This is a genomic window from Arenibacterium halophilum (assembly GCF_005938225.1).
Taxonomy (GTDB): domain Bacteria; phylum Pseudomonadota; class Alphaproteobacteria; order Rhodobacterales; family Rhodobacteraceae; genus Arenibacterium; species Arenibacterium halophilum.
In genome coordinates this window covers 1,282,508-1,294,946 of sequence record NZ_VCPC01000002.1, presented here as the reverse complement: position 1 = coordinate 1,294,946, position 12,439 = coordinate 1,282,508, and the positions used below count along the sequence as shown (strand labels likewise).

Below are 12,439 nucleotides of genomic sequence, written 5' to 3'. Positions count from 1 at the left end.
CACCCGCTGCGCGGGTTCCCCCGGGATATTTGGACCCCAAAGAATTTGGGGGTCAGGCGAGCCCGGGCGGTGTAAACTTCAGCAGGACCGGCACGACGAGTTCTTCTTCGTCGATCAGGTGGCGGTTCAGCAGCGGAGCGAGCGTATCGACGCCATTGAGGACATTGGCGGCGGCATCGCTGAAACCGGGCGCCTCGGGGGGCATGCGAAGGGCCGCGTTCGCCGTGTCGGCGAAGCTGTGCAAGCCTGCGTCAATCTGGTGGTGATCGGTGTCGAGAATGGCGAAGCCTTGCGCGATCCGGCTGTCCTGGGCTTGGAGCACGGGGAAGTAATGCGTATCCTCGATCTGGTGGTGCATGTGCAGATCATTCACGAACATGCCGCCGAAGCGGGCCAGCCGACGCTGATAGTCGAGGGCGGAGATATTTCCGTCGATGGCTGCCTGCGCGTCAGTCTGCATCTGGTCGATCAGGCGGCGGAACATCAGGTGGCGATCCAACCAGAAGCGAATCAGCTCGGAAAAGCCGGGGTCGGCCTGCCATGCCTCGCGCGGGTATTCGGCCAGCAGCACGCGCAGCGGATCGGGCAGGGCGGTTCGGGCGGCAAGGGAAAGATCGGTTGGGTCGGTCACGAATGGCTCCTGTCGTTGCTGTGGCAGGTGCACCTTTGCGGACGTCAGTTCAAGGGTTTGGCTTGGATGGCGGCAGGAAACCTGCGATAGACTGGCCGTTGACGAAATTTGCAGCAGCCCCGGGGGAGCCCATGTCGAAACCTTGCATCATCTGTGTCGCCATCACCGGATCGGTTCCGACCAAGGCGGCGAACCCGGCCGTGCCGATCAGCATCGAGGAACAGGTGGAAAGCACGCAGGAGGCGTTCGAGGCCGGAGCCACGATCTGCCACGCCCATGTGCGCAACCCTGACGAGACGCCGACCTCGGATCCCGAGAAATTCGCGCGGTTGAAGGAGGGGTTGGAAAAGCATTGCCCCGGCATGATCATCCAGTTCTCGACCGGGGGTCGGTCGGGCGCGGGGCAGGCGCGGGGCGGAATGCTGTCGCTGCGGCCCGATATGGCCTCGCTCTCGGTCGGGTCGAACAATTTTCCGACCCGCGTCTATGAAAACCCGCCCGAGTTGGTCGACTGGCTGGCCGCCGAGATGGTGAAATACGAGGTCCGCCCCGAGATCGAGGCGTTCGACCTGTCGCATATCCTGAAGGCGGCAGAGATGCACAAGAAGGGCCAGATCGCGCAGGTGCCTTATGTGCAATTCGTGATGGGCGTGAAGAACGCGATGCCGGTCGATCGCGAGGTGTTCGATTTCTATCTGAAAACCGTGCATCGCCTGTTCGGCGAGGATGTTGCCTGGTGCGCGGCGGGTATTGGCGCGAACCAGATCGTTTTGAACGACTGGGCCATCGCGGCCGGAGGCCATGCGCGCACGGGGCTTGAGGACAACGTGCGGCTTGATCGCGACACGCTGGCGCCGTCGAATGCGGCGCTGGTCAAACGCACGGTCGAGCTGTGCGAGAAATACGACCGCCCGGTGGCCGATTGGAAAACCGCGCGCGAGATCCTTGGGTTGCGCGCGGCTTAGGCGTTCAGGCCGGGAGGCGCGGATGACAGACAGCCATTACGAGGCGCTTGGCGCCCTGCTTGGGCGTGGCGGCGTGCTGCGCGGCGCGGATATCGGGCCGCGCTATTTCACGGATTGGCGTGGCGAGGGGCCGGTGCGGCCCGAGTTGGTGTTGCGCCCCGCGACCACCAAAGAGATGTCGCAGATACTGGCCTATTGTCATCGCGAAAGCCTGTCCGTGGCAGTGCAGGGCGGCATGACGGGGTTGGTGCGGGGCGCGGTGCCGCAGCCGGGCGAAGTGGTGATTGCGACCGATCGCATGACGGCGGTGGCTGCGCCAGATGTCGCCGGGCGGACCATCGTGGCCGAAGCCGGTGCCCCCCTGCAGGCCGTGCAGGAGGCGGCCGAGGCGGCGGGGCTGTTCTTTCCGCTGGATCTGGGCGCGCGGGGCAGTTGCACCATCGGCGGCAATATCGCGACCAATGCGGGCGGCAACCGGGTGATCCGCTATGGCATGACGCGGGATCTGGTGCTGGGGCTGGAGGCCGTGCAGGCCGATGGCACGGTGATCGACGCCATGGGTAGCTATATCAAGAACAACACCGGCTATGACCTGAAACAGATGTTCATTGGCGCTGAGGGCACGCTGGGCATTGTTACCCGCGCCGTTCTGCGGTTGTTTCCGCGCCCGCAAAGCCAGGCCGTGGCCTATTGCGGGTTGGACAGTTTCGATGCGGTTGTCGGCTTTCTGGCGCATATGCAAACCACAATCGGGGCGTCGCTTTCGGCGTTCGAAGTGCTGTGGTCGGCCACCTATGACGCGATTTGCGAGAAGGTGCCGCAGGTTCGGGCCGCGCTGCCACGGGGGCACCGGTTCTATGTGCTGACCGAGATGATGGGCAGCGACGGCGCGCGTGACCCCGAGCGGTTTGAAGAGACGCTTGGGATGGCGTTGGAGCAGGGGCTGCTGGCCGATGCGGTTGTGTCGAAATCCGACGCCGAAGTCCGCGCGCTGTGGGAGCTGCGCGATGGCATGGCCCATGCGATGGGCGCCGAACGCCCCATCGTGAGCTTTGATATCAGTCTTGCGGTGTCTGATATGGCGGATCTGGAGCAGGTTCTGAGCGACCGGCTGCGCGCGCATATGGCCGACCCGATGATCCTGATCGGTGGACATCTGGGCGATGGCAACCTGCATCTGGCCGTGCGTGCGAATGGCGTGGCGCCGGAAGATCAGCCCCTTCAGGCGATCGAACGCGAAGTTTACGCGCTGGTCGGCGCGCGCCGTGGCTCGGTTTCGGCGGAACATGGCATCGGGCTGTCGAAACGCGCCTATCTGCCACAAAGCCGAAGCCCGCAGGAAATCGCGATGATGCGCAGCCTGCGTGGCGCGTTGGATCCGAAGGGCATTCTGAACCGGGGCCGGATTTTTGGCTGAGGTAAGTGTTTCCGTAGGAGGCGCAGTACCTTGTGATCCGCAGTTAATGTTTCGCCCTTAGCTAGGCAGTGATGCCTATTCGACTTGTCTCCGCCGAAAAGGTAGAATGATTTTATAACTCGTGTGCCTTTGTAATATTGTTGCTTTTGTCATGGGTTTGGTGGGTAATTATTACTTTACGAATCGTGGCCTGCTCGGTCATTCTTGGTAAGCATTTTTGTAACTATTTCTTGGGGGGCTTGTGGCAGTTGCCTTCTCCATAACATTTGTCGCTTATGTGGCCTTGATCGAGACATTGCGGAACGGCGTGTTCGGGCTGTCCGGGTTCGAAGTCACCGTTATCGGGCATGTCGCTTTGCTGCTGGCGGCCGTGGCTTTGCTGCGGAGTGATCTAGCTTTGCTGGTGCGACGTCCGCGCCAGTCGCCTGATGCGCGGCTGGGGGCGGACTGGACTGTCGGACGCAGCTTTGCAGCATTGCTTTTGGGTCCGTTGGTGCTGATGATTCCGCTGGTCTATGGGGCGGTGACAGGCGCGGTGACGCTGAGCGCGCTGCCAAAGACAATAGCTGCGGAACAGATTGCCGCCGCGCTGGCAGTTAGCTTTGTCCTGAACCTGTTCTTCCGCGAGACGGCGGTAAAATGCTTTGGCGGTCGCGGGCTTGCGCTGTTTCTGGCGTCGGGACTGGCGTGTTTCATCTACGCCTTGCCGCAGGGTCCATGGACGGCATTGATCGTGGCAGGGTCAGGAATCTACTACTTGGCGCTTCGGGTTTCAGGGGGCAACATGCTTGCCATTACCCTGGCCCAGGCGGCGACCATGCTGATCGGGCCGCAGCTGTTCGGGCTGCCGGGGGGTGCGGAATTTCCGCGTTATGCGATCTGGTTCACAGTCGCTGCCATCGCGATGTCGTTGACTGTGCTCAGCACATTGGCGCCCAAGCAAAGCGAGTTGAGATATGCCTGACGGACAGTTCATCGAGCAGACGGCAACCGAAACGAGGGTGAAACCCTCGCTTTACACGGTGCTGGTGCCGCTGACCGGGGCCCGGCATCTGGCCTACAATACGGTCTCGCAGTCCTTTTCTGTCTGGGATGCCCGCGACATGGCGCTCTGGCAGCAGATGGAGACGCGGGGCGACGTGGCCTATGGCGCCGACTATCGCGGCTTTGTTCAAGGCGGCTATGTGGTGAACGCCAACACAGACGAGCGTGCCGAGGTGAAGCGGTCCTACGACCGCACTCGCACCAACGACAGCCACATGATGGTGACGATCGCGCCGACCCTGTCGTGCAATTTCGGCTGTCACTACTGTTTCCAGGGGCTCGACAAGCCGCTGACGAAAATGACCCCCAAGGTGCGCGAGGCGACAAAGGCCTGGCTTATGGATCAGCTGGAGGGGCGCCGCAGCTTTCACATGACGTGGTATGGCGGCGAGCCGCTGATGGATCAGGATACGATCTGGGATGTCTCGGCCGCGGCGATTGCCCATTGCGACGCGCATGGCATCAAATACACCTCGATGATGATCTCGAACGGCTACAAGATGACCGTTCCGGTCGCCGAAAAGCTGAAGAAGGCGCGCGTGGGTCGCGTACAGATCACCATCGACGGCGATGCCGCCATGCATGACAGCCGCCGACACCTGACCAGCGGGCGCGGCACCTTCGACAAGATCATCGACAACATCCGGCAGGTCACCGCGCGCCGGCTGCTGAAGGTGTCGGTGCGGGTGAACATCGACGGCTCGAACGAGGCACAGGCGCGCGCGCTGCTGGACGTGTTGCAGGCGACCGGGCTGGGGCTGCACTGTGGCGTCTCGGTCTATTTCGCGCCGGTCGAATCCATCGCGGAAAACGCCGGGGGCTGTGACAGCTGCCTGTCGAAGACCGATTACGCAGATGTCGAAAATCGCCTGCAGGAGCTGGCATTTGAAAAGGGTTTGATGGCGCTGCCCAAGATGCCGCGCTTCCTAGGCCTGTGCACGGCGGTGAAGCCAAATTCGTATGTCGTCGTGCCCAATGGCGATCTGCACAAATGCTGGGACACGGTGATGGATTCCGCGCGCCGTGTGGGCAGCGTGATTTCCGCGCCCCGCAGGACAGATACTCAGACCCGCAAGATGTGGGACGAATGGACCCCGTTCGACAACGCGGTCTGCGCCGGGTGCAAGCTGCTGCCGTCCTGCGGCGGGGCCTGCGCATTCAAGTTCATTCACAACGATTATGCCTCGGGTGAAACCGGCCGTTTGCCGTGCCCGAGTTTGAAATTCAACATGGCCGAACAGCTGTTTCTGCGTGCGAAGGCGCGCGGTTTCGTCAGCGATGACGACTGGGATCAGGAACGCAGCCCCACGGTCAAGGATGATGGAATGCTCACAGGGGATCGACATACATTTGATTCCATTCAGGCAATCCACGGCGCGCTTATTTCACAGGGCGCGTCGATTTAAGGTCAGGACTTTTTCCGGTCCATTGGCAAGATCTGGTCCGTGCACCGGGTCGAATTGAAGCAAAGGTGAATTGCCATGCAATTCACGGAGCAAGAGGCCCATTTTTTCGGGCTGCGCGAACAGCTTTCCAAAGGCGCCGTTGCCGGGCGCACCCACCCCGTTGCCCATCCGGGCACCGGGATTTTTCCGCACGCCAGCTTCTTTCCCGATGCGCTTCGCGCACTCGACCCCGAAGCGGACCGTCGCGGAACACGACCTTGTAGCGATCACGTCGCCCGACCCGAGTGAGACACGGGAAACGGCGGCTTTTTATCAGGCCATCTCGGACGCTTTTTCTTGCGTCGCAGCCCTGGCCTTACACATTGACTGGAGATTGAAATGACTTTCCTGGCACATCTGCGCACATCCATCGCATCCATCACAACTGATCCCGAAGCCGACCCCATCATCGTCCTGACGCCCGAACAGGCGCAGGCGATCACTGGCGGTATGCCCAACCCCGATCCGGCCCAGGCCGAAAACTCGGGTGACGAAGGTGACGAAGGCGACGAAGGCAACGAAGACGACGAAGGCGATGAAAACGACGAAGCCGACGAAGGCGACGAAGGCGACGAAGGCAACGAAGACGACGAAGGCGACGAGAACGACGAAAACGACGAAGGCGACGAAAACGACGAAGGCAACGAAAACGACGAAGACGACGAAGGCAACGAAAACGACGAAAACGACGAAAACGACGAAGCCGACGAAGGCGACGAAAACGACGAAGGCGATGAAGGCGACGAAGACAACGAAGGCAACGAAGGCGACGAGACAAACAGCGAATTCAACGCGGCCGACAACGAAGGCGATGAAGGCAACGAAGGCAACGAAGGCGATGAATCCATCCTCTCGGGCAACGAGGACGATGAAGGCGACGAAGGCGACGAAGCCAACGAGGGCAATGAGGACAACGAGGCCAACGAGGGCGACGAAGGGAATGAGAACAACGAAGGTGACGAAGGTAACGAGAACGACGAAGGCAATGAGGGCAATGAAGGCGTGAACCTTGGCGTCGAAGGTGATGAGGGCAACGAAGACGACGAGAACGACGAAGGCGACGAAAGCGACGAAGGCGACGAAAACAACGAAAACGATGAAGGCAACGAACACGACGAAGGCGACGAAGGCGACGAAAACGACGAAGGCAACGACGGCGACGAAGGTAACGAAAACAACGAAGGCGACGAAGGCAACGAAGGCGGCGAAGGCGACGAAAACGACGAGGACAATGAAAATAACGAAGGTGACGAAGGCGACGAAAACAACGAAGGCGACGAGAACAACGAAGGCGATGAAGGCAACGAAACGACTGCCGAAGACCCCGACCTGACCGGCTCCAACGAAGGTGACGAGGGTGACGAGGGCGACGAATTCAACGAAGGCAACGAAGACAACGAAGGCGATGAAACGGCCGATTTCGTCGTCGAGATCGGCAATGACGAAGGCAACGAAGGCGACGAAGACAACGAGAATAACGAAGGCGACGAAGGCAACGAAAACAACGAATGGAATGAAGGCGACGAATCCGGCGACGAATTCGACGAAGGCAACGAGGACAACGAAGGCGACGAAGGCGACGAGGGCAACGAGCCTGCCGATGAGGGCGACGAGGGCAACGAATTCACGCCCAACGACGAAGGTGACGAAGGCGACGAAGGCGACGAAGGCGACGAAAGCAACGAAGGCAACGAAGACGACGAAGACAACGAGGGCAACGAGGGCCCGGCCGCCGGCACCGACGAAGGGGACGAGGGCAACGAAGGCGACGAACAGGACGAAGGCGACGAGAACAACGAAGGCACCGAAGGCGACGAAGGCAACGAAGGCGACGAGTTCAACGAAGGCAACGAAGACAACGAAGGCAACGAGACCGCCGACTTCATCGTCGAGATCGGCAACGACGAAGGCAATGAAGGCGACGAAGACAACGAAAACAACGAAGGCGACGAAGGCGACGAAAACAACGAAGGCAACGAAAACAACGAAGGCGACGAAGGCAACGAGGGCAACGAGCCCGGCCTGGATGAAGGTGACGAAGGCAACGAAGGCGACGAAGGCGACGAAGCCGACGAAGGCGACGAAAACAACGAAGACGACGAAGGCGACGAAGGCGACGAAGGTAACGAAGCCGACGAAGGCGACGAGGGCAACGAATTCGCCTCGACACCGAATGACGAAGGCGACGAAGGCAACGAGGCCGACGAAGGCGACGAGAACAATGAATTCAACGAAGGCGACGAAGACGACGAAGGCAACGAAGCCGACGAAGGCGACGAAGGAAACGAAGGCAACGAAGGCGTAGAAGGCGACGAAGGCGACGAAAACAACGAAGGCAATGAAGGCGACGAAGGCGACGAAACCGACGAAGGTGACGAAGGCAACGAAGGCGACGAGGACAACCAGGGCGACGAAGGCGACGAGGGCAACGAGACCTACGTGACCATCGGCGACGAAGGGGATGAAGGCGACGAAGGCGACGAGAACGACGAAGCCAACGAAAACAACGAAGGTGACGAAGGCGACGAAAACGACGAGTTCAACGAGAACAACGAAGACAACGAAGCCGACGAAGGCGACGAAAACAACGAAGGCGACGAAGGCGACGAGGACGACGAAAACGACGAAGGCAACGAAGACGACGAAGCCGACGAAGGTGACGAAGGCGACGAAGGCGACGAAGGTGACGAAGGCGACGAGGGCAACGAAGGTGCCGTCGGCAACGAAGACACCACGCCGAACGACGAAGGCGACGAAGGCGATGAAAGTACGCCGAACGACAACGGCAACGAGAACAACGAAGGCAATGAAGGCGACGAAGGCGACGAAGCCGGAGTCGACGAAGGCAACGAAGGCAACGAGGGCAACGAAGGCGACGAAGGCGACGAAGTGGGCGCGGACGAAGGCAACGAAGGCAACGAAGGCAATGAAGGCGACGAAGGTAACGAAGCTGGTGTCGACGAAGGCGACGAAGGCAACGAGACCGGAGCCAACGACGAAGGCAACGAAGGCGACGAAGGCAACGAAGGCAACGAAGGCGACGAACACGGTCTCGACGAGGGCGATGAAGGCAACGAAGGCAACGAAGGCGATGAAGGCAACGAAGCCGGCGTTGACGAGGGCAACGAAGGCGACGAAGGCAACGAAGGTGACGAGGGCAACGAAGCCGGCGTCGACGAAGGCAACGAAGGCGATGAATTCACGCCGAACGACGAAGGTGACGAAGGCAATGAAGCGGTTTCGCGCGGATTCTCCTGCGGTGCCGACGGCGGGTTTGAAGATGCCGATGCCTGCGGAACGGATGCCTGTGCGATCGACGCGGGCGGCGCAATGGGAGGCGATGATTACGATGACATCATCGGTGCCGACCTTGGCGGCGGCCTGGATGAAATCGATCCGGGTATGTGATCCGAAGCGGGCCTGACATAAGGAAAGGAGCCGGGAAGATGCCACCAGTTGACATCCTGCCTACGGGCAGCCCGGCAACCCCTCGGGCCTCTTCAACCACTTTGAAACACGCGACCGTCCCCTTGGGGGCGGTCGTTGCCGTCTGGCGCTGGGCGTCGTTCGGCCGTGCATGGAGGCGCCCGAGTGGGACAGGGGCGCGCCATTTCTCGACACCAATGCCCGGCGGCGGACAGACCGCACCGGTCGCATAATCTGACTTTACGATAGGGACACTTTCGCCATGACCATTCTTCGCATCTTCTTCGCCCGCCTTGCTGCGCTGCTGGTTGCGTCCAATTCTGAAACGCCTGTGCGCCTGACACCCGCGCAGGCCGAGGCGATCCTGGGCGGCGCACCGTCGCCCGATCCGGAACGCCACATCGACACGGGCGATGATGGCGACGAGGGCAATGAAGCCAACGAGGATGACGAAGGCGACGAAGGCGACGAAAGCAACGAGGGTAACGAAGACGACGAAGCCGACGAAGGTGACGAGGGCGACGAGAACAACGAAGGCAACGAAGGCAACGAGAACGACGAAGGCGACGAAGGCGAAGAAGGCGACGAGAACAACGAAGGCGACGAAGGCAACGAAGGGAACGAGGGCGTTCGCAATCAGGGTGACGAAGGCGACGAGGGCAATGAAGGCAACGAGGATGCGGAGGGCGACGAAGGCGACGAGGGCAACGAAGGCAACGAATCCAACGAAGACAACGAAGGCGACGAAGGCGACGAAGGCAACGAAGGCGACGAGTCGAACGAGGACAACGAAGGCGACGAGGGCGACGAGCACAACGAAGGCGACGAAGGCAACGAAGAGAACGAAGGCAACGAGAACAACGAGAACGACGAAAACGACGAAGGTAACGAAAACAACGAAGACAACGAGAACAACGAACACGACGAGGGCAACGAAGCCGGGCTGGACGAGGGCGACGAGGGCAACGAGTCGACGCCGAACGACAGCGGCAATGAGGGTGATGAGGGCAACGAAGGCGACGAAGGCAACGAAATCGGGCTGGACGAAGGTGACGAGGGCAACGAGGGCGACGAAGGCGACGAAGCCGGAACTGACGAGGGCGACGAGGGCAACGAGGGCGACGAGGACAACGAAGGCAATGAGCCAGGCGCCGACGAGGGCGATGAAAACAACGAATTCGGCGGTGGCACCGTCGACGAAGGCGACGAGGATGACGAAGGCGACGAAGACGACGAGGGCAACGAGGACGGGCTCGACGAGGGCGATGAAGGCAATGAAGGCGACGAGGGCGACGAGGCCGGTGAGGACGAGGGCAACGAGAATGACGAAGGCAACGAAGACGACGAGGGCGATGAGCGCGGTGTCGATGAAGGCAATGAAGGCGACGAGCTGAGCCTTCACGACGAAGGCGATGAGCACAACGAGGACGATGAGGGCAACGAGGGCGACGAATTCGACGAGGGCGACGAGGACAACGAAGGCAACGAGAACAACGAAAACGATGAATACGACGAAGGTGACGAAGCCGATGAGGATGATGAAGGCGACGAGGGCGATGAAGGCGACGAAGGTGACGAGCTGAACGAAGACAACGAGAACGACGAATACGACGAAGGCGACGAACACAACGAAGGCAACGAAGACAACGAGAACGACGAACACGACGAAGGCAACGAAGGCAACGAAGGCAACGAAGGCGACGAGCACGACGAGGGCGAAGAAGGCAACGAAGGCAACGAGGGCAACGAAGGCGACGAGAACGAGGAAGACGGCGATAATCAGGGCCAGCGCGGCGAGGAAGGCGACGAGGGCAACGAGGGCAACGAGGGCGACGAAGACAACGAGGACAACGAAAACGACGAAGGCGACGAAGGCAACGAATCCGACGAAGGAAACGAGGGCGACGAAGACGACGAGGGCAACGAGTCCGACGAAGGCGACGAAGACAACGAAGCCGACGAGGGCGACGAGGGCAACGAGTCCGACGAAGCCAACGAAGACGACGAAGGTGACGAGGGCGACGAAGGCGACGAAGGCAATGAACACGTCTTTGCCGACGGTGGAAACGAGGGCGACGAAAGCAACGAAGGCGACGAAGGCGACGAAAACGACGAAGGCAACGAAGGCAACGAAGGCGACGAGGACGACGAAGGCAACGAAGGCGACGAAGGTAACGAAGACGACGAAAACAACGAAGACGACGAAGGCGACGAGGGCAACGAAGGCAACGAGGGCAACGAGAGCGACGAAGGCGACGAAGGCAACGAACACAACGAAGGTGACGAGGACGACGAGGACAACGAAGGCGACGAACACGACGAGGGCGACGAAGCCAACGAAGGTGACGAGGACGACGAATACGACGAGGGCAACGAGGGCAACGAGGAAGACGAGGACAACGAAGGCGACGAAGGCGACGAGAGTGGCGCTGAGGGCACCAACGAGGGTGACGAAGGCAACGAAGGCAATGAAAACAACGAGGATAACGAAGGTGACGAAGGGGACGAAGGGGATGAAGGCGACGAAAGCAACGAGGGCAGCGAAGGCGACGAAGGTGACGAAGGCGACGAAGAAAACGAAGGCAACGAAGATTACGTGAACGACGAAGGCGACGAGAACGACGAAGGCAACGAAAACAACGAAGACAATGAACGCGACGAAGGCGACGAGGGCGACGAAGCCAATGAAGGCAATGAAGACCTTGAAGGTGACGAAGGTGACGAGGGCAACGAGTCGGACGAAGGCAACGAAGACGACGAAGGCGACGAGCACGACGAAGGCGACGAGGGCAACGAGCACCTGAACAACGGGCTCGAGGGTGACGAAGGCGACGAAGGCAACGAAGGGATCGAAGGCAACGAGGACGACGAAGGCGACGAGAACGACGAGGGCAATGAAGAAAACGAAGGCAACGAAGGCGACGAGAACGACGAAAACGACGAAGGCAATGAAGGCAACGAGAGCAACGAGGACGACGAAGGCGACGAACACAACGAGGGCAATGAAGGCAACGAAGGCAACGAAGACGACGAGGGCGACGAGGGCGACGAAGGTAACGAAGGCAACGAGGACGACCCCAACAGCGCTGGCGACGAAGGTGACGAAGGGGATGAAGGCAACGAAGGCAACGAGGATTTCGAAGGCGACGAGGACGATGAAGGCGACGAAAACGATGAAGGCAACGAAAACGACGAAAACGACGAAGGCGATGAAGGCAACGAAGGCAACGAAAACAACGAAGGCGACGAGGGTGACGAAAACGATGAAGGCGACGAAGGCAACGAGGGCGATGAAGGGGACGAGGGCAACGAAGGCGACGAAGCCGCCGCTGCACGCGGCTTCTCTTGCGGGGCCGACGGCGGCGTTGAAGAGGCCGACGCCTGCGGGGCCGATGCCTGCGCCGTTGATGCCGGCGGCTTTGGCGGTGACGGGTTCGATGATATTGTCGGGGCCGATCTTGGCGGCGGTCTGGATGAAATCGACCCCGGCATGTGAACGGCCTCTGGCCGC

General features: G+C 60.6%; 8 protein-coding genes. 7 read left to right on the top strand and 1 reads right to left on the bottom strand.

The features are described from left to right. Positions 1-52: 52 nt before the first annotated feature. Positions 53-631: a hemerythrin domain-containing protein gene (locus FGK64_RS12935; protein WP_138864181.1), complete on the bottom strand. Its 579-nt coding sequence runs from the start codon at positions 629-631 to the stop codon at positions 53-55. 131 nt (positions 632-762) lie between these two features. On the opposite strand from FGK64_RS12935, the gene FGK64_RS12930 reads away from it, so the two are divergent. From FGK64_RS12930 to FGK64_RS22165, 7 genes are all read left to right on the top strand, one after another. Further along, the gene (locus FGK64_RS12930; RefSeq protein WP_138864180.1) at positions 763-1,596 is read left to right on the top strand and encodes a 3-oxoadipate:acetyl-CoA acetyltransferase; all 834 of its coding nucleotides are present in this window, start codon (positions 763-765) and stop codon (positions 1,594-1,596) included. A gap of 22 nt (positions 1,597-1,618) precedes the next feature. Beyond that, positions 1,619-3,013, top strand: coding sequence for an FAD-binding oxidoreductase (locus FGK64_RS12925; protein ID WP_138864179.1), 1,395 nt, complete (start codon positions 1,619-1,621; stop codon positions 3,011-3,013). 241 nt (positions 3,014-3,254) lie between these two features. Continuing rightward, complete coding sequence (locus FGK64_RS12920; protein ID WP_171054062.1) at positions 3,255-3,977, top strand: hypothetical protein; 723 nt, start codon at positions 3,255-3,257, stop codon at positions 3,975-3,977. Beyond that, a complete protein-coding gene (locus FGK64_RS12915) occupies positions 3,970-5,463 on the top strand; it encodes a radical SAM/SPASM domain-containing protein (protein WP_138864177.1) in 1,494 nt (497 codons plus the stop codon). The genes FGK64_RS12920 and FGK64_RS12915 overlap by 8 nt, the downstream gene beginning before the upstream one ends. 75 nt (positions 5,464-5,538) lie before the next feature. Further along, the gene (locus FGK64_RS12910) at positions 5,539-5,751 is read left to right on the top strand and encodes a hypothetical protein (RefSeq protein ID WP_138864176.1); all 213 of its coding nucleotides are present in this window, start codon (positions 5,539-5,541) and stop codon (positions 5,749-5,751) included. 90 nt (positions 5,752-5,841) lie between these two features. Then, complete coding sequence (locus tag FGK64_RS22170; RefSeq protein ID WP_171054061.1) at positions 5,842-8,910, top strand: putative sodium/potassium/calcium exchanger; 3,069 nt, start codon at positions 5,842-5,844, stop codon at positions 8,908-8,910. 280 nt (positions 8,911-9,190) lie between these two features. Further along, complete coding sequence (locus tag FGK64_RS22165; protein WP_171054060.1) at positions 9,191-12,424, top strand: putative sodium/potassium/calcium exchanger; 3,234 nt, start codon at positions 9,191-9,193, stop codon at positions 12,422-12,424. Positions 12,425-12,439 lie beyond the last annotated feature (15 nt).

Excerpts from the sequence above, each read along its gene's own strand:
- FGK64_RS12930 (WP_138864180.1), top strand. The coding sequence starts at position 763 with ATGTCGAAACCTTGCATCATCTGTGTCGCCATCACCGGATCGGTTCCG.
- FGK64_RS12925 (WP_138864179.1), top strand. The coding sequence starts at position 1,619 with ATGACAGACAGCCATTACGAGGCGCTTGGCGCCCTGCTTGGGCGTGGC.
- FGK64_RS12915 (WP_138864177.1), top strand. The coding sequence starts at position 3,970 with ATGCCTGACGGACAGTTCATCGAGCAGACGGCAACCGAAACGAGGGTG.
- FGK64_RS12910 (WP_138864176.1), top strand. The coding sequence starts at position 5,539 with ATGCAATTCACGGAGCAAGAGGCCCATTTTTTCGGGCTGCGCGAACAG.
- FGK64_RS22170 (WP_171054061.1), top strand. The coding sequence starts at position 5,842 with ATGACTTTCCTGGCACATCTGCGCACATCCATCGCATCCATCACAACT.
- FGK64_RS22165 (WP_171054060.1), top strand. The coding sequence starts at position 9,191 with ATGACCATTCTTCGCATCTTCTTCGCCCGCCTTGCTGCGCTGCTGGTT.